The sequence below is a fragment of the Stenotrophomonas sp. YJH_SMC_127 genome (assembly GCF_059372445.1).
Window position 1 is genome coordinate 308,756 of record NZ_JCAFVO010000002.1, and the last position, 18,099, is coordinate 326,854.

20 protein-coding genes are annotated in these 18,099 nt (G+C 68.1%); 11 read left to right on the forward strand and 9 right to left on the reverse strand.

Features of this window, described 5'->3' with window-relative positions:
* Positions 1-34: 34 nt before the first annotated feature.
* The 6 genes from copD to dkgB form a co-directional block, all read right to left on the reverse strand.
* Complete coding sequence (gene copD, locus AC5QAB_RS06685) at positions 35-919, reverse strand: copper homeostasis membrane protein CopD (protein WP_197561379.1); 885 nt, start codon at positions 917-919, stop codon at positions 35-37.
* Positions 920-929: 10 nt separating this feature from the next.
* Positions 930-1,307: a copper homeostasis periplasmic binding protein CopC gene (gene copC, locus AC5QAB_RS06690; protein WP_069116614.1), complete on the reverse strand. Its 378-nt coding sequence runs from the start codon at positions 1,305-1,307 to the stop codon at positions 930-932.
* Positions 1,308-1,420: 113 nt separating this feature from the next.
* The gene (locus tag AC5QAB_RS06695; RefSeq protein WP_134808935.1) at positions 1,421-1,744 is read right to left on the reverse strand and encodes a MoaF-related domain-containing protein; all 324 of its coding nucleotides are present in this window, start codon (positions 1,742-1,744) and stop codon (positions 1,421-1,423) included.
* Positions 1,741-2,679: a cyclase family protein gene (locus tag AC5QAB_RS06700; protein ID WP_087786657.1), complete on the reverse strand. Its 939-nt coding sequence runs from the start codon at positions 2,677-2,679 to the stop codon at positions 1,741-1,743. Before AC5QAB_RS06700 ends, AC5QAB_RS06695 begins: the two co-directional genes overlap by 4 nt.
* Before the next feature lie 19 nt (positions 2,680-2,698).
* The gene (locus tag AC5QAB_RS06705; RefSeq protein WP_197561380.1) at positions 2,699-3,646 is read right to left on the reverse strand and encodes a TIGR03571 family LLM class oxidoreductase; all 948 of its coding nucleotides are present in this window, start codon (positions 3,644-3,646) and stop codon (positions 2,699-2,701) included.
* Positions 3,647-3,657: 11 nt separating this feature from the next.
* Positions 3,658-4,461, reverse strand: a complete 804-nt coding sequence (dkgB, locus tag AC5QAB_RS06710; RefSeq protein WP_032962635.1) for a 2,5-didehydrogluconate reductase DkgB — start codon at positions 4,459-4,461, stop codon at positions 3,658-3,660.
* A gap of 118 nt (positions 4,462-4,579) precedes the next feature.
* Between dkgB and AC5QAB_RS06715 the strand changes: the two genes are divergently transcribed.
* Entirely contained in the window at positions 4,580-5,482 is a 903-nt protein-coding gene (locus AC5QAB_RS06715; protein WP_032962637.1) for a LysR family transcriptional regulator, read from the forward strand.
* 268 nt (positions 5,483-5,750) lie between these two features.
* On the opposite strand, the gene AC5QAB_RS06720 is transcribed toward AC5QAB_RS06715, so the two are convergent.
* The gene (locus AC5QAB_RS06720; protein ID WP_329855824.1) at positions 5,751-6,227 is read right to left on the reverse strand and encodes a MerC domain-containing protein; all 477 of its coding nucleotides are present in this window, start codon (positions 6,225-6,227) and stop codon (positions 5,751-5,753) included.
* Between the two features lie 32 nt (positions 6,228-6,259).
* On the opposite strand from AC5QAB_RS06720, the gene AC5QAB_RS06725 reads away from it, so the two are divergent.
* The 8 genes from AC5QAB_RS06725 (at position 6,260) to AC5QAB_RS06760 (ending at position 12,886) form a co-directional block, all read left to right on the forward strand.
* Positions 6,260-6,793, forward strand: coding sequence for a ZrgA family zinc uptake protein (locus AC5QAB_RS06725; RefSeq protein WP_053495169.1), 534 nt, complete (start codon positions 6,260-6,262; stop codon positions 6,791-6,793).
* Positions 6,790-7,485 carry an ATP-binding cassette domain-containing protein gene (locus AC5QAB_RS06730; protein ID WP_495233242.1) on the forward strand — a complete coding sequence of 232 codons (696 nt, stop codon included), beginning with the start codon at positions 6,790-6,792 and terminating at the stop codon, positions 7,483-7,485. The genes AC5QAB_RS06725 and AC5QAB_RS06730 overlap by 4 nt, the downstream gene beginning before the upstream one ends.
* Positions 7,478-8,731: an ABC transporter permease gene (locus AC5QAB_RS06735; protein WP_478439471.1), complete on the forward strand. Its 1,254-nt coding sequence runs from the start codon at positions 7,478-7,480 to the stop codon at positions 8,729-8,731. The genes AC5QAB_RS06730 and AC5QAB_RS06735 overlap by 8 nt, the downstream gene beginning before the upstream one ends.
* Positions 8,732-8,733: 2 nt before the next feature.
* On the forward strand, positions 8,734-9,285 hold the full coding sequence (locus AC5QAB_RS06740) for a DUF3299 domain-containing protein (RefSeq protein WP_049407926.1): 552 nt from the start codon (positions 8,734-8,736) through the stop codon (positions 9,283-9,285).
* The gene (locus tag AC5QAB_RS06745; protein ID WP_164232928.1) at positions 9,275-9,895 is read left to right on the forward strand and encodes a DUF3299 domain-containing protein; all 621 of its coding nucleotides are present in this window, start codon (positions 9,275-9,277) and stop codon (positions 9,893-9,895) included. The genes AC5QAB_RS06740 and AC5QAB_RS06745 overlap by 11 nt, the downstream gene beginning before the upstream one ends.
* Positions 9,895-10,641, forward strand: a complete 747-nt coding sequence (locus tag AC5QAB_RS06750) for a hypothetical protein (RefSeq protein ID WP_495233243.1) — start codon at positions 9,895-9,897, stop codon at positions 10,639-10,641. Before AC5QAB_RS06745 ends, AC5QAB_RS06750 begins: the two co-directional genes overlap by 1 nt.
* A 150-nt stretch (positions 10,642-10,791) precedes the next feature.
* The gene (locus tag AC5QAB_RS06755) at positions 10,792-12,324 is read left to right on the forward strand and encodes an MFS transporter (protein WP_049407931.1); all 1,533 of its coding nucleotides are present in this window, start codon (positions 10,792-10,794) and stop codon (positions 12,322-12,324) included.
* Positions 12,325-12,328: 4 nt separating this feature from the next.
* The gene (locus AC5QAB_RS06760; protein ID WP_032962647.1) at positions 12,329-12,886 is read left to right on the forward strand and encodes a TetR/AcrR family transcriptional regulator; all 558 of its coding nucleotides are present in this window, start codon (positions 12,329-12,331) and stop codon (positions 12,884-12,886) included.
* Between the two features lie 184 nt (positions 12,887-13,070).
* Here the strand turns inward: AC5QAB_RS06760 and AC5QAB_RS06765 are convergent, their stop codons facing one another.
* Positions 13,071-13,952 carry an AraC family transcriptional regulator gene (locus tag AC5QAB_RS06765; protein ID WP_495233244.1) on the reverse strand — a complete coding sequence of 294 codons (882 nt, stop codon included), beginning with the start codon at positions 13,950-13,952 and terminating at the stop codon, positions 13,071-13,073.
* A 106-nt stretch (positions 13,953-14,058) separates the two neighbouring features.
* Between AC5QAB_RS06765 and AC5QAB_RS06770 the strand changes: the two genes are divergently transcribed.
* Complete coding sequence (locus tag AC5QAB_RS06770) at positions 14,059-14,595, forward strand: carboxymuconolactone decarboxylase family protein (RefSeq protein WP_046430864.1); 537 nt, start codon at positions 14,059-14,061, stop codon at positions 14,593-14,595.
* A 39-nt stretch (positions 14,596-14,634) separates the two neighbouring features.
* Here AC5QAB_RS06770 and fdhD read toward each other — a convergent pair whose 3' ends face one another.
* Positions 14,635-15,483: a formate dehydrogenase accessory sulfurtransferase FdhD gene (fdhD, locus tag AC5QAB_RS06775; protein ID WP_197561782.1), complete on the reverse strand. Its 849-nt coding sequence runs from the start codon at positions 15,481-15,483 to the stop codon at positions 14,635-14,637.
* A gap of 244 nt (positions 15,484-15,727) precedes the next feature.
* Between fdhD and AC5QAB_RS06780 the strand changes: the two genes are divergently transcribed.
* Positions 15,728-18,013 (forward strand): FdhF/YdeP family oxidoreductase, encoded by a 2,286-nt coding sequence (locus tag AC5QAB_RS06780; protein WP_495233245.1) that lies wholly within the window; start codon positions 15,728-15,730, stop codon positions 18,011-18,013.
* Positions 18,014-18,099 lie beyond the last annotated feature (86 nt).

The window sequence follows — 18,099 nt, forward strand, 5'->3', positions numbered from 1 at the left end:
CATCGCAGCTTGCACGTGGGCTGGCTGCGCAGGCTCACGCCAACGGGTCCAGCGTACCAAGCACCGCCACGCAGGCCAGCACCAGCACGGCCAGCACCGACTTGCAGGCCAGGCTGTGGCGCAGGGAACGCAGCGGCCGCGGTTGCCAGCCGTCGCGGATGGAGGTGGCCAAGGCCGGCACCAATCGCCAGCGATGCAGCGCCGCCAACCCCAGCATGCCGACCACCAGGGCCAGCTTGAGCAGCAGCCAGCGCCCATGTGCGGTGCCGGTCAGGGTCTGTATGGAACCGCCGAGATCGACATAGGTATAGGTGCCGGTCATCGCCAGCAGGGCGACGATGATCGTGCCGGGCAGGGCGAAGCTGTGGGCGGCCTGCCACAGCTCGCGGGTGCGTTCGCGCAGGCGCAGGCCCTGCGGACGCAGCGCCAGCTGCAGGATGGCGGCGATCGCGCCGACCCAGGCGCCGGCGGCCAGAAGGTGCACGATGCCGGCCAGCAGCCGCAAGGTGCCGCCGAACCCATCGCCCGCAGCGGCGTGGCCGTTCCAGGACAGGCTGGCGAGGGCCATTCCGGACAATGCGAGCAGGACCACGCGCCGCGGTCCACCCAGCGGCGTGGCGAATGCCAGCAGGGGCAGCATCGCCAGCACCGCCACGGTACGCAGCAGGCCGGCTTTACCCACCGGCGTACCGGTGAGGAACCAGTGCGCCGTTGCAGGGTCGATGTCGGCCGGCGCGATGCCGAGCACACCGGTCAAGCGGGTGATGGCATCGGTGGCCACCACGGCCAACGCGATCAGGGCGAGCGCCAGCGAGACGCCGCGCGGCAGCCCCGAACGGACGAACAGCATCCGCCCGAACAGCAGCATCAGCACCAGGTACAGTGCCAGCCGCAGCGCATACGGCGAGAGCTCGGCCACGACGGCAGCCTTACTTCACGGTGAAGCGGTAGCTGCCGGTGATCGGGTGGCTGTCCTGGCCCACCGCGCGCCACTGCAGTGCGTAGCTGCCTGCCGGCAAGGGCTTGGCGAAGCGTGCCCGCAGGGTGTGGCCATCTTCGGAGAGCTCCTGCGCAGTGGTGGGCATGGCCATCTTCATGCGGCCATGGTCCATGCTCAGTTCGATGCGGGTGGCACGCGGCATCACCTTCTCGCTGAACTGCAGCTCGATCTGGCTGGCCGGCGCCACGGTCGCGTCGGCGGCCGGCGTCGAGCGCACCAGGCTGGGATGGGCCAGGGCCAGCGGCGCAACCGCGAGGCCGGAGACGAGGACAACAAGGGCGGTGGAGCGGAGCAGGGGACGGGCCATGCGTGGGACACCTGTGGAAGACATGGCCCACAGGGTGGAGGGCAGCGCCTTTCGCTGCCCTGACCCCTGCATTACTGATCTGTAATGTTTCGTCCGCCGGCCGCTGGCCCGCATCACAGCGCGTGCAGCGGCCCCTGCATGCGATGGAAACTGCCATCGGTGGCGGTGAACCAGGCCAGCGAATGCCCGCCCGCGAAGTCATCGACATGCACGACCGTAGCGCCATCGGCTTCCTGCCACGAAATGGCATAGACCCCGTCGCTGATCCGCTGCCACTCACAGGCGGCTTCGCCCTGCGCACCGGCATAGGCGCCAGAGACGATGGCGTACTGCACGTGGCGGCCATCGGCGCTGTAGACATTGTCGGCGGCCAGGCCGTCATAGCTGACGCGGAAGCGGCGGCCGGCGAACACGGGAAGGTCAGCGGCGGTGTTCATCGGATTGCCACCGGGTTGATGTTGACCTGGGTCGAACCGACGTACAGCGGCTGGCCGAGCACGAACAGGAATTCCCAGGCCTTGTCGCGCACCAGGGCACGGCTGTCGATCAGCTCCAGGTTGTAGATGCCACGCTTGGCCAGCATGTACTGGTTGATCGGGAACTCCTCGGCACCGTTCGGGTTCGGGTAGACCTCCGAGGCCCAGGTGTCGCCACCGAAGGCGACGATGCCCTGGTCGGCCAGCCACTTCGCCGCCTCCATGCCGATACCCGGTTCCACTTCCAGGAACTGTTTGTCGTCCTTGCCGATCAGTTCCAGCCAGCCGGTGTTGAACAGCACCACGTCGCCCTTGCGCAGGCGCAGCCCCTGCTTCTTCAGCACGGCCTGGATGTCGGCCACGGTGAACTCGGTGCCGCCGGGCACGATCGCCTTGCCGTAGTACGCGGTCATGTCCAGCACGACGCCACGGGTGACCATCGGCGGCACCTTCTCGACGCCGAGCTTGCGCACCCCGTCCACGGTGACGAAGTCGGCGGCCTTGTTGCCGTTGTAGTAGACGTTGTCGATGCCGATATGGCCGATGCCGTTGAGCTGGGTGCCAACGCCGGTCCAGGCGTTCACCAGTTCATCGTTGAAGGTGAACTTGTTGGGGCCCAGCGACTTGCCAGCCTGCTGGCCGACCTGCACGTTGTACAGGCGGAAGCTGCGGTGGCGGAACGCGGGCAGGTTCTTGTCCACCGGCACCGCCAGCGGATAGGTCTTGCCGGTCCTGACCAGCGAGACCGCGTGCTTGACCACGTCAGCGGTGAGCAGGTTGGCCGCGCCGATCTCGTCGTTGGCGCCGTAGGTAGAGGGATACCACTCCTCGGCGGTGGCCTGGAAGGACAGCGGCAGGGTGGCCAGCGCAAGCGCGGCCAGGGTCTTCATCTTCATGGCAAAGCTCCGGTAACTGTCAGGCCATCGCGGTGGCGCCGGCGTGGGCCGGGAAGTGCGGCAGCACGTACTCGGCGATTTCGTGGAAGGTTTCGGCCAACGGCCGTTCGTTGCGGCGGAACTGCAGGCCGATGTGGTCGACACCGGCCGCCCGCATGGCGTGCAACTCGGCCAGCAGGGCGTTGCGGCCGCCGCGCAGGCCGAAGCGCCAGCGCTGCAGAGGAGCATCGGCATCGGCCACCAGGTCCAGGTGGATGAAGCTGGCATAGGGCTTGTTGCCGGCCACGGCGCGCCAGGCCGCCACGCGTTGTACATGGTCCTGCGGCGTGCCCGGGTAGGCCAGGCAGCCATCCATGTGCTGGCCGATCCACGCCGGTTGCTGCTGGGCCAGGCCTGCCACGAACAGCGGCAGGGCCGGGCCATCCGCGGGCAGCACGTCCAGGCCCTGCGGCAGGTGCGCGGCGGCGCCTTCGCGCAGCAGTGCGATGTGCTCGCGGAAGCGGCTGCCACGGCTGTCGAAGTCGCGGCCGAACAGCGGGTACTCCACCGGGCGGTCGCCACTGGCCACGCCCAGCAGCAGGCGGTCACCGCTCAGCCGCTGCACGCTGCGTGCCGACTTCAGGGTCAGCAACGGCTCGCGGATCGGCAGCACCACCGCGCCGGTACCCAGCAGGATGTGCTCGGTGATGCCGGCCAGGTAGCCGAGGTAACTGAACACCTCGAACACCTGTGCGGCATCGCCGAAGGCCGGGTCGTACACCGGCACGTCGCGTACCCACAGCGCACGGAAGCCAAGGCGGTCGGCCAACCGTGCCAGCTCCGCATGGCGCTGCAGGTCCGGTTCGCCGGGCAGGCGTCGCGCGGCGTGTCGTGCCTGTTCGCCCAGCGGCGTCCAGTCATTGTCCAGCGGTGCTTCGATGCCGATGCTGAAACCACCGGCCTGCAGCCGCGTCAACGCACTGCCCATGGCGAGGCTCCTCAGTCCCAGGCCGGGGCCAGGCCCGGCGGATCGACTTCGCGGCCGTTGCGGTCAAGCGCGGCGATCGCGGCCATGTCATCGGCATCCAGGTGCAGGTCCTGGGCAAGCAGGTTGCTGGCCAGGTTCTCGCGCTTGGTCGAGGACGGGATGACCGAGTAACCCCGCTGCAGCGCCCACGCCAGCGCGACCTGGGCGACGGTGGCCTGGTGCTTGTCGGCGATGGCGGCCAGCACCGGGTCCTTCAGCACCTTGCCGTAGGCCAGGGTCATGTAGGAGGTGACGGTGATGCCTTGTTCCTGCAGGAAGGCAGTCAGTGCCGGGTTCTGCAGGTAGGGGCTCAGTTCGATCTGGTTGGTGGCGATCTCGCCGGCGCCGACCACCTCGATGGCCTGCCGGGTCAGTTCGATGTTGAAGTTGGACACACCGATCTGACGGGTCAGGCCCAGCGATTTGGCTTCGGCCAGCGCGGTCATGTACTCGCGCAGTTCAACGCCATTGCCCGGCGCCGGCCAGTGGATCAGCAGCAGGTCGACGTACCCGGTGCGCAGCTTGGCCAGGCTGTCGCGCAGGCTCGGGATCAGCTTGTCGGCGGCGTAGTTGTCCACCCAGATCTTGGTGGTCAGGAACAGCTCGTCGCGCGGGACGCCGGATTCGGCGATGGCCTGGCCGACCTCGGCTTCGTTGCCGTAGATCTGCGCGGTATCGACCGCACGGTAGCCGACGTCGAGGGCGTTGCGCACCGAATCGATGACGGTCTGGCCGGTCAGGCGGAAGGTGCCGACGCCAAAGGAAGGAACGCTCATGATGGACTCCAGGGACTTCGTTGAGAGCCGGTGGGCTCGGGACAGGGCGAAGTGTGGGTGCTTTACATTTGTTGATTAAGCCGTGTATACGGGAAATGCTTTTGCGCCGAGGTAAAAAATGAAAACCACCCTGGATGAGCTGAAGGCCTTCGTGGCCGTGGTCGACAGCGGTTCGATCACTGCCGCGGCCGAAGAGCTGGAGCTGACCATCTCCGCCACCAGCCGCACCTTGGCGCGGCTGGAGGACAAGCTGCAGACCACGCTGCTGCGGCGGACCACGCGGCGGCTGGAGCTGACCGAGGAGGGAGCCGCATTCCTGGAGTACGCGCGCACGATCCTGGCCACGGTGGACGAGGCCGAGGAACAGATGGCCGCGCGGCGGCTGCAGCCGGTCGGGCGCCTGCGCGTAGACGCCGCCACGCCGTTCATGCTGCACGTCATCGTGCCGTTGCTGGAGGGCTTCCGCGAGCGCTACCCGCAGGTGGAGCTGGAGCTGAATTCCAATGAAGGCATCACCGACCTGATCGAGAAGCGCACCGACGTGGCGTTCCGCATTGGCGTGCTGCGCGATTCCACCCTGCATGCGCGGCCGATCGGCCACAGCCGCATCCGCGTGGTGGCCAGCCCCGAGTACCTGCGCCGGCATGGCACGCCCACGCGGGTGGAGCAGCTGCGCGAGCACGACCTGCTTGGCTTCACCCAGCCCAGTTCGTTGAACGAATGGCCGCTGCAGGATGCCGATGGCGGCCCTTTCGTGATTGAGCCGGCGATTGCTTCATCCAGTGGCGAGACACTGCGGCAGATGGCGGTGGCCGGGCTGGGCATCGCCTGCCTGTCCGACTTCCTGACCCGCCAGGACCGGCGTGATGGCCGCCTGGTGCAGCTGTTCGCGAAGCAGACGCAGGAGGTGCGCCAGCCGATCAACGCGGTGTACTACCGCAACACCGCGCTGGCCGCGCGCATCACCTGTTTCGTCGACCACGTGACGCAGACGCTCGGCCAGCGTCCGTTTGACGAATAAGGCGGCGTAGAGCCGGCCGCTGGCCGGCTGCCGGGTCTCTGGGGCTGCCGGCCAGCGGCCGGCACTACCAGCTGTGTATCACCTGATGCGTGGCCCATGCATGGAGGGGGTAGAGCCGGCCGCTGGCCGGCTGCCGGGTCCCCGGGCTGCCGGCCAGCGGCCGGCACTACCAAATGCGCGTCACCTGTTGCGTTGCCCATGCATGGAGGGGTAGAGCCGGCCGCTGGCCGGCTGGCGGGTCCCCGGGGCTGCCGGCCAGCGGCCGGCACTACCGGCGGTTGTGCAGCGCGCGCCGGTTGCCGATGTGCGCGCATGCCAGCAGCACGCCACCACCAGCTGTCGCCACGCCATGCCAGAGCAGTGATTCCTTCAGCGGCAGGTATAGCGAGGCCGGCAACAGCAGGAGGGCGCCGACGCAGGCCAGCCTTGCAGGTCGCCAGCGCCCATGCCGGTGAACCCCGGCCAAGGTGCTCGCCAAGGCGATCGACGAAGCCAGCAGCGCGAACAGCCATTCCCAGCGCGACATCATCAGCAGCAGTGTCATCGCGCCATGGCCGGGATGCTGGAACGAGCGCAGCGCCATCATCGCAGCCGGCACGAAGGCCAGCAGCAGGGGCAGGGCAATGCAGTGGGCGGCGCAGGCCAGGGACAGCCAGGCCCCGGCAAGATCGAAGCGGGGGTGCCAGCGTGCCGAAGTTGGCGGCTGGGCCAGGGCCCTTGCGGGCGTCGTGGGGATGTGGTCCATAATGTTACATAGTAACAATTGGAGCCTCCCCCATGAAGCGTTCTGCTGCTCTTTTCCTGCTGCTGGCTGCCAGTGCCGCGCAGGCCCATGACATCCGCCAGCACGCACCGCACGTGCACGGCCAGGCCACCGTCGATCTTGCGCTTGACCAGCAGACGCTGGAATTCGCCCTGCAGGCACCCGGCATCGGCATCCTTGATTACGAGCGACCGCCGGCCAATGCAGCCGAGCAGGCCGCGCTGACACGGGCTACGACAGTGCTGAAGGGCGGCAGCTGGGTCACCTTGCCCACCGCCGCGGGCTGCCGCCTTTCAGGCAACGATGCCAAGGCCGAGGGATTCGATGCGACGGCTGCCGCACCGCCATCAGGTGAGCACCGGCACGCGGGGTTCAGCGTAACGCTGCGGTACCAGTGCGCCAAGCCGGCCGAGTTGCGGGCCATCGTGGTGCGCTTGCCCGTGCTGTTCCCGGGCCTGCACGAAGTGATCGTCAACAGCGCCACCGCCCGAGGACAGAACCGCAGCGTGCTGACCCCGGACAACCTGCGCGTGGTGCTGGCACCGTGAGCATGCGACCGGTGATCGCGCTGGATGGCGTGCAGTTCGGCTATGGCCGGCGGCTGGTGCTGGACGTGCCGCGGTTGTGGATCGAGCAGGGCAGCAGCGTGCTGCTGCGCGGGATCAGTGGCGGTGGCAAGAGCACGTTGCTGGGCCTGCTGGCGGGCGTGCTGCTGCCTGGCAAGGGCCGCATCGAAGTCGCCGGCCACGCGCTGCAGGCGATGCGCGGTGCCGCGCGGGACCGCTTCCGCGCCGACCACCTGGGCGTGATCTTCCAGCAGTTCAACCTGCTGCCGTTTCTCAGCGTGCGCGACAACATCGTGCTGGGCCTGCGCTTCTCGCGCCTGCGCAGCGCACGCATCAGCGGCCCGCTGGATGCCGAGATCGCCCGCCTGGTGCAGGCGCTGCAGCTGGACCCGGCGCTGATGCAGCGGCGCGCAGGCACGCTCAGTGTTGGCCAGCAGCAACGCGTGGCGGCGGCACGCGCCCTGATCGGCCGCCCGGCGTTGCTGCTGGCCGATGAGCCGACCTCGGCGCTCGACCGCGACGCGGCGACCGCGTTCCTGAAGCTGATGTCGGCGCAATGCCAGGCAGCCGGCACCACCGTGCTGGCGGTCAGCCATGACGACAGCCTGGAGCGGTTGTTCGACCGCACGATTGCCCTGTCTCAGATCAACCAGGCAGGTGCCGGCCATGCTTGAGCTTGCCTGGGCCAGCCTGCGCAGCCGTGCGTTGAGCGTGGGCCTGACCGTGCTGGTCATCACCCTCAGCGTGGTGCTGTTGCTGGGCGTCGAGCGCGTGCGCACGCAGGCACACGAAGGCTTCGCCAGCACCGTGTCCGGTACCGACCTGATCGTCGGTGCGCGTTCGGGGCCGGTGAACCTGCTGCTGTACTCGGTGTTCCATATCGGTGACCCGACCAACAACGTGTCCTGGCAGTCCTACCAGGAGCTGTCCGCGTTGCCGCAGGTGAAGTGGGCGGTGCCACTTTCGCTGGGCGATTCCTGGCGTGGCTACCGCGTGGTCGGTACCAGCGATGGCTATTTCGAGCACTACCGCTACGGCGCCGGGCACGCGCTTGCGTTTGCGAGCGGACGGCCGTTCGATGACCTGTATGACGTGGTGATCGGTGCCGAGGTGGCACAGGCACAGAAGGTCGGTCTCGGTGACCAGATCGTGCTGGCGCACGGCACCGGCGCGGTCACCCTGGCCACGCATGCCGACAAGCCATTCCGTGTCGCCGGCATCCTGCAGCGCACCGGCACGCCGGTCGACTCGTCGCTGCTGGTCTCGCTGCCGGCGATCGAGGCGATCCATGTCGACTGGCGATCGGGCGTGCAGCTGCGCAGCCAGCGCGTCAGCGCCGAGCAGGCGCGTCATCTGGATCTGACCCCGACCAGCATCACCGCCTTCATGCTCGGCCTGAACTCGCGCATCGCCACGTTCTCGGTGCAGCGCAGGATCAACGAGTATCCGGACGAGGCGATGCTGGCGATCCTGCCCGGCGTCACGCTGCAGCAGTTGTGGCAGTCGCTGGGCATGGCCGAACGGGCGCTGCAGCTGATCAGCGCAATGGTGGTGGCACTCGGCATGGTCTCGCTGGTGGCGCTGCTGGTCTCGACCCTGCAGGAGCGGCGGCGCGAGATGGCGATCCTGCGTGCCACCGGGGCACGGCCGGGTTACATCGCTGCCCTGCTGGTGGTGGAGGCGGTGGCGACCAGCGCGGTGGCCTGCGCGCTGGCGCTGGTGCTTCTGGTGGTCGCCAGCATGGCCGGGCGCGGCTGGGCCCTGGCCAACTTTGGCCTGTCGATCACCCATGTCTGGCCGGACGGCCGCGAGCTGGCCTGGGTGGCAGGCGTGCTGGCGATCAGCGCGGTGGCCGGGCTGGTGCCGGCGTTGCTGGCCTACCGGCGCACGCTGGCCGATGGCCTGTCGCCGGGAGGCTGAGCATGCGCTGGATGCTGTCGCTGCCGATGCTGCTGGCACTGGCCGCCTGCGAGCGGCCGGTGGATACCGGTGTGCAGGCCCTGCCACCCTCGCCGGTTGTCGACCGCGCTGACGCTGCGGATGCGGCAGAGCAGGAACTGGACTGGTTGCAGATGATGCCGAAGGACGAGCTGGCCGCGCTGGAGCGGGGCGAGGGCCCGGAGGTCGAGCACAACGGCAACCGGCGCATGCCGCAGTTCGGTACGTTCCGCACGGTGGACACGGTGCTGCAGCGACCGGTGCGCCTGCCGGGCTACGTGGTACCGCTGGCCAACGCGCAGGACGGGCGGCTGACCGAATTCCTGTTCGTGCCGTACTACGGCGCCTGCATCCACGTGCCACCACCGCCGCCGAACCAGATCGTGCACGTGGTGCTGCCACGCCCGATCGCCATGCCGGACATGTACTCGCCGTTCTTCCTGGCCGGCACTCTGCGTGCCGAGCGGCTGGACGACGATCTGGCCGGTTCGGCCTACACCATGCGTGATGCACAGTTGAGGCCCTATGAACCGTAGTTGCCTGCTGCTGGTGGTGGGGTGCGTCGGGTTGGCAGGCTGTACCGCGCCGGGCGGCGATGCCGTGGTGGTCACGCCGCAGGACAAACCCGCGCCCTCCGCCACGGCCGAAACCCCCATCGACCGTTGGGATGCGTTGCGGCCCGACGAGGTCACCTATCAGCGCCCGCCGCCGCAGATCGGCCTGTCACGCGGTGGCATGGATGATGTGGGCGGGCTGATCGACGACACCGGCTCGGGCACGCCACCGGGGCAGGAGATCGACCATTCCAGCCTGGATCGCGCCAAGCAGTTCGGCTCTTCGCGCGTGGTCGACGCTGTCGACGGTCGCGCGGTGGATCTGGATGGCTACGTGGTACCGCTCGGCACCAACGATGCCGGCCTGGTTGATGAACTGCTGTTCGTGCCGTTCTACGGCGCGTGCATCCACGTGCCGCCGCCGCCACCGAACCAGATCATCCATGTGACCCTGGCCACGCCGATCGCGCTGGGCGATCTTTGGGACCCGTACCAGTTGGCCGGCCGCCTGCAGGTGAAGCGCTTCGATGCGGACATTGCCAGCGCGTCCTACGATGCCGCAGCGGCCACGCTGACGGCGATCCACGACTGATGCGCATGCGCTGGATCCTGGCTGCCGGGGTGCTGGTGAGCGCAGTCGTGCTGCTGGTGTGGTGGCAGCGGCAGCGCGCACCCACCGCGCCGCCGGCGGTTGCGTTTCCAGCACCGGCGTCCGATGCCAGCCAGCGCATCGAACAGCGCCTGCGCGACGATCACGCGTTCCGCAACGACGTGCTGTTCCTGCTTGCGGCAACAGTGCGCGACCGCTGCCAGCCAGCGCAGGCGGGGCTGCTGGCGCGCATGGCCAATCGTGCATCGCTGCCGGTGCTGGCGGGAGTCAGCGCGGTGACCCAGCAGGATCCATCGCTGGACCGGCCGATCTACCAGTACATCCAGCATCGCGCCGATGCGACGCGGTGCGGGCAGCCGCTGCAGATGCCGTTGGCCGCTGGGCGCAGCATGACCGTGGACATCGAACAGTACGCGCGCACATTCCCGGACAGCTACTTCGACCCGCAGCGCAGCAGTGAACCCCGGGATTTTGGTGGACGGTCGTTGCAGCAGCGGGCTGGCAACGCCTGCAACAGCGTGGTGTATTCGGTGCTGCCGCTGGGTGGCACCGACTGGCGGTGCAGCAGCCTGCGCGCGAATGCCCGCGCGCAGGTGCGCGACCTGTGCGAGGACGAGCTGCGGCGCCAGCACGGGGCAACGGGCGGGGAGCTGGACATGGCCGTGGGGCAGGGCATGCAGGCGGCGGTGGTAGCGGCGATTGCTGCGCTGCCGGAAGACTGCCGGTGATGATCCCGGACACCAGCCAAGACCGGGCATGAGGGGCACGGCAACATGAACATTGCCCGGACCGCAATCTGAGCCGCTGTCGCCGCCTTCATAACTATACAGGACATCCTGTATAGTTATGATCGTAATCCACCCCCATCAGGTTCTCCCATGGCTTTGTCCCAGCCCTTGGCCGGTGCTCCGGCCCTGTCGCGTGCCCGTCGCTGGGCACTGCTGTTCACCGTTGCCGCCGGCCTGCTGCTGGTCACGCTCGACAACTCCGTGCTCTACACCGCCCTGCCCACGCTGACCGAAGAACTCTCGGCCAGTGCCGGCCAGGCGCTGTGGATCATCAACGCCTATCCGCTGGTGATGGCCGGCCTGCTGCTGGGCGCGGGTACGTTGGGCGACCGCATCGGCCACCGCCGCATGTTCCTGATCGGCCTGGTGGTGTTCGGCGTGGCATCGTTGGCAGCGGCGTTCGCCGACACCGCAGGGCAGCTGATTGCCGCGCGCGCCTTGCTGGCGGTCGGCGCAGCCGCGATGATGCCGGCCACGCTGGCGCTGATCGGCCTGAGCTTCCACGAAGCGCGCGAACGCAACATCGCCATCGCGATCTGGGGTTCGGTGGCGATCGTCGGTGCGGCGCTTGGCCCGATCATCGGTGGCTGGCTGCTGCAGCATTTCTGGTGGGGCTCGGTGTTCCTGATCAACGTGCCGGTGGTGGTGGTCGCGTTCGTGGCCACGTTGCTGCTGGCACCGGAAGGCCAGCGCGACACCTCGCGACCGTGGGACCTGGTTTCGTCGCTGCTGGCTCTGGCTGCACTGTCCGGCCTGGTGCTGGCGATCAAGTCACTGATCGCTACGCCGCCGTCGTATGCGCTGGGTGCAGGCGCGCTGCTGCTGGCCGCCATCAGTGGTGCGGCGTTCGCGCGCCGCCAGCAGCAGCTGCCGTACCCGCTGCTGGACTTCGCGATCTTCCGCAATCCGGCGTTCCTGGCCGGCACGCTGTCGGCGGTGTTCACCCTGTTTGCGATGGCCGGCCTGCAGCTGGTCACCACCCAGCGCTTCCAGCTGGTGGCGGGCTTTTCGCCGCTGCAGGCGGGCCTGCTGGTGTCGGTGGCCGCGCTTGGCAGCCTGCCCAGTGCGCTGCTGGGCGGCAGCATCCTGCACCGGGTGGGCCTGCGCCCGCTGATCTGTGGCGGCCTGGCCGCAGGTGCGCTGGGTGTCGGCGTGGTGGCATTCGGCTTCCCGCACGGCCTCGGCTGGGTGGTCGCCGGCATGGCGATCACCGGCTTCGGCATGGGTTCGGCCATCTCGGTGGCGTCCACCGCCATCCTCAACAACGTACCGGCGCACCGTGCGGGCATGGCCTCGTCGGTGGAAGAGGTGTCCTACGAGTTCGGCGGCCTGCTGGCGGTGGCGATGCTGGGCAGCTTGAGCGCGGCGATGTATGGCGCATTCCTGCCGGTCTCGGCCGACATGCCCGCGCTTGCACGGGAAGGCTTCACCCAGGCGCTGCACGTGGCACGTGAAAGCGGGCAGGGCGAGTGGTTCGCACTGGCCACGGCCGCGTATGACCGCGGCTACCAGATCGTGCTGCTGGTGATCACGGTGGTGCTGGCGCTGGGCGCGTCGATCATCGCGCGCCTGCTGCGCGGGCGCGTCGGCAGCCGCGAGGGTGCGGCCGATCGCGTAAAATGACGCGATGAGAACCAGCAAGCGCGACCGCATCCTCGACGCCGCCGTCAACGTGATCAATCGTGATGGCGTGCGCGCAGTGACCTTCGAGTCGGTGGCGGCCGAGGCCAAGCTGACCCGCGGCGGCCTGCTGTACCACTTCCCGTCGCGCGAGGCGCTGCTGCGCGGCATCGACGAGCACCTGGTGCAGGCCTGGGAGACGTCGATGGAAACGCTGCTGGGCAAGCGTGCAGACGAAGCCTCGGCGCTGGAGCGTTACCAGACCTTCGTGCGCGTCTCGGCGCAGAGCGCTACCCGTGCCGAGCTGATGTTCATGCTCGAATCGGCCGACCCGGACGCCGATGAGCGCCCGTGGGGGCCGGCGGTACGGCGTTGGGCGCCGTTGCCGCCGTCGACCGGGCAGAGCGACCCGGCCGCGCTCGACAATTTCGTGGCACGGCTGGCCGCCGACGGCCTGTGGATCTACGAGGCGATGTACGAGGGGCAGCTGGATGAAAGCGTGCGCGCCCAGGTGGCCGAACGGATCGCCGGGCTGCTGGCGAAGCCCGATGGAACGTCCAGTTGAGCGGGCAGCCGGCGCGCCGACATCGCCCGTGGTAGAGCCGACCGCCGGTCGGCTGCCCTTCGGTCAGATCACGAAAATGCCGCATCGGTAGAGTCGGCTGTTGGTCGACTGCCCTTCGGTCGGACAACGAACCTCCCGCGCGTCGCGCGATAGTCGACCAGCGGTCGACTCTACCCCCTCACCTTTACCCAGCCTGCGCGGCGCCCGTGGCCAGCCACGCCCTCGGCGAAGCCCCCAGCCGCTTGCGGAACGCCTTCGACAACGATGCGGTATCGGCAAACCCCACCTCGATCGCCACCTGCTTGACCGCCACGCCGGCCCGCAGCTGCGCGCAGGCCAGGCTCAGCCGCCAGTCCAGCAGGTAGCTGGCTGGCGTGGCCTGCATCACGTCCTTGAACACGGCCGCGAACGCGCTGCGCGACATGCCGGCGGTCGCGGCCATGCGCGGCAGCGTCCATTCGTCCTGCGGTGCCTGGTGCATCGCCACCAGCGTGCGTGCCAGCCGCGGATCGGACAGCCCCCGCATCAACCCGTGGCTGACGCCGGCTGCATCCGGGTGGTCGACCACCCAGCGCAGGATCTGGATCAGCGCCACCTCGAACAGGCGGTTGGTCAGCAGCCGTGACCCGCAGCGCTGGCGATCGGCTTCGGCGAACAGCAGCTGCAGGGTGTCATCCAGTTCGGTGATCGCGGCCAGCGGCACCACCATCACCGGTGGCAGCGACTGCACGATCGGATTGCGCGCGCCACCATCGAAATCCAGCGTGGCACAGGTGAAATCCGGGCCGTCCAGCGGAGCGTTGAAGAACACATGGTGCAACGGCTGCGGATACAGCAGGAGGCTGGGTGTATCGATCTTCAACCGGGGCAGCGTGCTATCGCCCCCAGGATGACGGACTTCCATCTCACCCTGGCGCAGGATGTGCAGGAACGCACGACCGGGCTGCGGCTCGAAGACATGCTGCCCGCACAGCGGGCCACTGTGGAACAGCGCCGCCTGCACCCGGAAGCGTTCCAGCAGGGAGGAGAGGCGGTCGGGTGCGGAAGTGTCGGCGAACACGTTCATGGATGAATGGACAACATGTGTGGTTTATTGCGCCTGATTCGTCCGGGGAGTCTACCTAGGATGAGCGGGTCGTCCAATTCCGGGCGCTTTCCCAAGGAGATCCACCATGTCCCGTGTCCCCCTGATCGATGCCGCCAACACCACCGCCGACCGCCAGGCCCTGCTGGGCCAGGTCCACGCTGCCTTCGGCGCCACCCCGGCCATGTTCCGCGCCGTGGCCAACTCGCCGGCTGCCCTGCAGAGCATGTGGGGTTCGTTCGGCGCGCTGGGCGGCGGTCGCCTGTCGCCGCTGCTGGGCGAGCAGATCGCCGTGGCCATCGCCAACCGCAACGCCTGCGAGTACTGCCTGGCCGCACACACGGCATTGGGCCGCAAGGCCGGCGCCAGCGGTGAGCAGATGGCTGCCGCGCAGATCGGCCAGTCCAGCGACCCGGCCACTGCGGCGGCGCTCGACTTCGCGTTGAAGGTGGTCGAGCAGCGTGCGCAGATCGCCGACGGCGACGTGCAGGCGCTGCGCGCGGCCGGCTTCGATGATGAGCAGGTCGTCGAGATCCTCGCGCATGTGGCGCTCAACCTGTTCACCAACTACGTCAACGTGGCGTTCGACGTGCCGGTGGACTTCCCGAAGGTCGCGCTGCGCTGAGGCGTACCGGGCCGGGGGACGCAGTGCTCCCGGCCATCCTCAGCGGGCGTGGCCGTCGTGCGCCTGCAGCCGCTCTGGATGCGTATACACATTGAACCCGCTTTCCCGCGCGAACCCGACCAGGCACAGGCCGGCGCTGCGGGCCAGATCGATCGCCAGCGCGGTCGGCGCGGACACTGCCGCCAGCACGCTGGCGCCGGCGCGCACTGCCTTGCTCACCATCTCGTAGCTGGCCCGGCTGGAAATCACCAGCAGGCCGCCTTCGATGGCGTGTTCGTTGTGGTGCAGGGCGCCGATCAGCTTGTCCAGTGCATTGTGGCGGCCGACGTCCTCGCGTACCCAGCCGATCCGCCCACTGGCGTCGGCCCAGGCCGCGGCATGGATCGAGCCGCTTGCCGCATTCATCGGCTGGTGCTGCGCCAAGCTGGCCAACGCCCGCTGCAGGGCGGTGGCGGAATAGCTGCGGCGTTCGCGGATCTGCGGCAGTGGGCGCAGCACTTCTTCCAGTTGGCGCGTGCCGCACAGGCCACAGCCACCACGGCCGGGCAGCAGGCGCCCCTTGTCGGGGTCGAGGTTTGCGCCGGGCGCAGCCTCGTCCACGGTCATCTGCAGCTCGATGCCTTCCAGCTGTGGGTGGATATCGATCGACAGCAGCTGCGAGGGCGCGCTGATCAGGCCTTCGCTGAGCGAAAATCCGAGTGCGAAGTCCTCCAGATCACAGGGTGTGGCCATCATCACGGCAAAGGCGGCATCGTTGTAGCGCAGCGCCACCGGCACTTCCTCGGCCACCACGTCGACCTGCTGCTGTTGCGTGCCGCCGCGCCAGCGCTGCAACGGGCGTTGGGCGGTGCCGGCAGGCGGGGTGTGCGGCGGGGTCGAATCAGGCATGCAGCGCGTCCGGACAAGGGAGAAACGCGGGCGGGCCACCGCCTGCGGTTTCGAGGATAGCGCAGTGGTCGCGCGCAGACGCGGCTGTAACCGTTGCCATGGCAGGTTGTGCTGAAATCAGCCTGTGCCCTCTGGCGAAGCGCCGTGGGCCGTGCTTGACTGTGCGGCTGGTCGTGCCACTGAATGCACCGCCGGACCGCGTTGTGCCGTTCGTTGTTGCGTTCCTACTGCCAGGTTCCCGAACATGTCCGAGCAGAAACCGCCGCGTTACAAGCCCTACAACCAGCCCGCCGGAGGCTGGGGTGCCGCCGGCGCCACGGCCAAGGTGCTGCTGCAGCAGAGTGTGATCGGCAAGGGATCGAAGGCATTGCTGGCGATGAACCAGCCCGGTGGCTTCAAGTGCCCCAGCTGCGCGTTCCCCGATGCCGACGAACGCAAGAAGCTGGAGTTCTGCGAGAACGGCGCGAAGGCACTGGCCTGGGAAGCCACCCAGTTCCGCGCCGGCCGCGAACTGTTCGCCCGGTACACCGTGACCGAACTGATGGCGCAGACCGACTACTGGCTGGAGATGCAGGGCCGGCTGACCGAGCCGATGCGCTACGACGCAGCCACCGACCACTACGTGCCGTGCAGCTGGGACGATGCCTTCGCGCTGATCGGCCGCCACCTGCAGGCGCTGGACAGCCCGCACCAGGCCGAGTTCTACACCTCCGGCCGCACGCCCAATGAAGCCGCGTTCCTGTATTCGATCTTCGTGCGCGAGTTCGGCACCAATAATTTCCCGGACTGCTCGAACATGTGCCACGAGCCGACCAGCCGTGGCCTGCCGCCGGCCATCGGGGTGGGCAAGGGCACCATCGTGCTGCAGGACTTCGAGCATGCCGAGGCGATCTTCGTGATCGGCCAGAATACCGGCACCAATTCACCGCGGATGATGAGCAACCTGGTCGAGGCGCGTAAACGCGGCATCCCGATCGTGGCGGTCAATCCGATGCCCGAGCGTGCGCTGATCCGCTTCGCCGAGCCGCAGGACGTGGTGCAGATGGCCACGTTCGGTTCGACCGAGATCACCAGCGAGTTCGTGCATATCCGCATCGGCGGCGACCTGGCCCTGATCAAGGGCATGATGAAGGTGATGTTCGAGCGTGAGGCACAGGGCGAGCGCGTGCTCGACCATGATTTCCTGTCGGAACACACGGTGGGCCTGGAGGCGCTGCGCGAAGACGTGATGGCGCAGGACTGGGACCAGATCGTGCAGGTGTCCGGCATTTCGCAGGCGCAGATCCGCCGCTGTGCGGAGATCTACATCCGTTCCAAGGCCACCGTGATCTGCTACGGCATGGGGCTGACCCAGCACCAGTACGGCTCGCGCCTGCTGCAGCAGGTCGCCAACCTGCTGTTGCTGCGTGGCAACTTCGGCAAGCCCGGCGCCGGCATCGGACCGATCCGTGGGCATTCCAATGTGCAGGGCGACCGCACCGTCGGCATCGACGAGAAGCCCAAGCCGGCCTATCTGGACCGCGTGCAGCAGGTGTTCGGTTTCGACCCGCCGCGTGAGCACGGCCATCACGTGGTCGAATCCATCGAGGCGATGCTGGACGGCAGCGCCAAGGTGTTCATCGGCCTGGGTGGCAACTTCATCCATGCCGTGCCCGATACGCCGCGTGCGTATGAGGCGATGCGTGGCCTGGAGCTCACCGTGGGCATTGCCACCAAGCTCAACCGCGGGCACCTGGTCCATGGCCGCGATGCACTGATCCTGCCGGTGGTGGCGCGCTCGGAACGCATCGTTACGCCGGCCGGCGAGCAGTTCGTCACCATCGAAGACGCGATGTCGAATGTAACCGCGTCGCGCGGGGTACTGGAGCCGGTCAGTGCCGAGGTGTTGCCCGAGGTCGAGATCGTCTGCCGGATGGCACTGGCCACGCTGCCGGACAGCAGGGTTGACTGGGCCGGCTGCATGCACGACTACGCGCCCATCCGCGAGCTGATTGCCGCGGTGTATCCGGAGATCTACACCGGCTTCAACGAGCGCATCCAGCAGCCACACGGTTTCCATCTGGACATTCCGCCGCGCCGCCGGGTGTGGCCCACGCCCAATGGCAAGGCCAACATCCTGGTGATGCCCGGCCTGGACGTGGACGATCCGGTGCACGATCCAGACATGTTGCGGTTGGCCACCGTGCGCTCGCATGATCAGTACAACACCACCATCTACAGCTACAACGATCGCTATCGCGGCGTGTACAACGATCGCATGGTGCTGTTCATGAATATCGAGGACCGGCTGGCGCGCGGGCTGGAGAAGGAGGCGCTGGTCAGCCTGGAGACGATCAGCGGCGATGGCGTGGAGCGCCGCATCGAGGGCCTGACGGTGCTGGACTACCCGATGCCGCGCGGCGCGCTGGCCGGTTACTACCCGGAACTGAACCCGTTGCTGCCGCTGGACTACTACGACCGGATCAGCGGCACACCCGCAGCGAAGTCGATCCCGGTGCGGATGCGGGCGATGGCGGCGGCGATTGCGTGACGCGCATCGGCTATCATCGGCGGGTGAACCTGCCTGGCCTGCTGCTGCGATGGATGCTGCTCGTTGCCCTGGTGCTGAATGCACCG

What these genes read in the sequence shown, in the direction of transcription:
- copC (WP_069116614.1), bottom strand. Translation starts at nt 1,307, where the DNA reads ATGGCCCGTCCCCTGCTCCGCTCCACCGCCCTTGTTGTCCTCGTCTCC.
- AC5QAB_RS06695 (WP_134808935.1), bottom strand. Translation starts at nt 1,744, where the DNA reads ATGAACACCGCCGCTGACCTTCCCGTGTTCGCCGGCCGCCGCTTCCGC.
- AC5QAB_RS06700 (WP_087786657.1), bottom strand. Translation starts at nt 2,679, where the DNA reads ATGAAGATGAAGACCCTGGCCGCGCTTGCGCTGGCCACCCTGCCGCTG.
- AC5QAB_RS06705 (WP_197561380.1), bottom strand. Translation starts at nt 3,646, where the DNA reads ATGGGCAGTGCGTTGACGCGGCTGCAGGCCGGTGGTTTCAGCATCGGC.
- dkgB (WP_032962635.1), bottom strand. Translation starts at nt 4,461, where the DNA reads ATGAGCGTTCCTTCCTTTGGCGTCGGCACCTTCCGCCTGACCGGCCAG.
- AC5QAB_RS06715 (WP_032962637.1), top strand. Translation starts at nt 4,580, where the DNA reads ATGAAAACCACCCTGGATGAGCTGAAGGCCTTCGTGGCCGTGGTCGAC.
- AC5QAB_RS06720 (WP_329855824.1), bottom strand. Translation starts at nt 6,227, where the DNA reads ATGGACCACATCCCCACGACGCCCGCAAGGGCCCTGGCCCAGCCGCCA.
- AC5QAB_RS06725 (WP_053495169.1), top strand. Translation starts at nt 6,260, where the DNA reads ATGAAGCGTTCTGCTGCTCTTTTCCTGCTGCTGGCTGCCAGTGCCGCG.
- AC5QAB_RS06735 (WP_478439471.1), top strand. Translation starts at nt 7,478, where the DNA reads ATGCTTGAGCTTGCCTGGGCCAGCCTGCGCAGCCGTGCGTTGAGCGTG.
- AC5QAB_RS06740 (WP_049407926.1), top strand. Translation starts at nt 8,734, where the DNA reads ATGCGCTGGATGCTGTCGCTGCCGATGCTGCTGGCACTGGCCGCCTGC.
- AC5QAB_RS06745 (WP_164232928.1), top strand. Translation starts at nt 9,275, where the DNA reads ATGAACCGTAGTTGCCTGCTGCTGGTGGTGGGGTGCGTCGGGTTGGCA.
- AC5QAB_RS06750 (WP_495233243.1), top strand. Translation starts at nt 9,895, where the DNA reads ATGCGCATGCGCTGGATCCTGGCTGCCGGGGTGCTGGTGAGCGCAGTC.
- AC5QAB_RS06755 (WP_049407931.1), top strand. Translation starts at nt 10,792, where the DNA reads ATGGCTTTGTCCCAGCCCTTGGCCGGTGCTCCGGCCCTGTCGCGTGCC.
- AC5QAB_RS06760 (WP_032962647.1), top strand. Translation starts at nt 12,329, where the DNA reads ATGAGAACCAGCAAGCGCGACCGCATCCTCGACGCCGCCGTCAACGTG.
- AC5QAB_RS06765 (WP_495233244.1), bottom strand. Translation starts at nt 13,952, where the DNA reads ATGAACGTGTTCGCCGACACTTCCGCACCCGACCGCCTCTCCTCCCTG.
- AC5QAB_RS06770 (WP_046430864.1), top strand. Translation starts at nt 14,059, where the DNA reads ATGTCCCGTGTCCCCCTGATCGATGCCGCCAACACCACCGCCGACCGC.
- fdhD (WP_197561782.1), bottom strand. Translation starts at nt 15,483, where the DNA reads ATGCCTGATTCGACCCCGCCGCACACCCCGCCTGCCGGCACCGCCCAA.
- AC5QAB_RS06780 (WP_495233245.1), top strand. Translation starts at nt 15,728, where the DNA reads ATGTCCGAGCAGAAACCGCCGCGTTACAAGCCCTACAACCAGCCCGCC.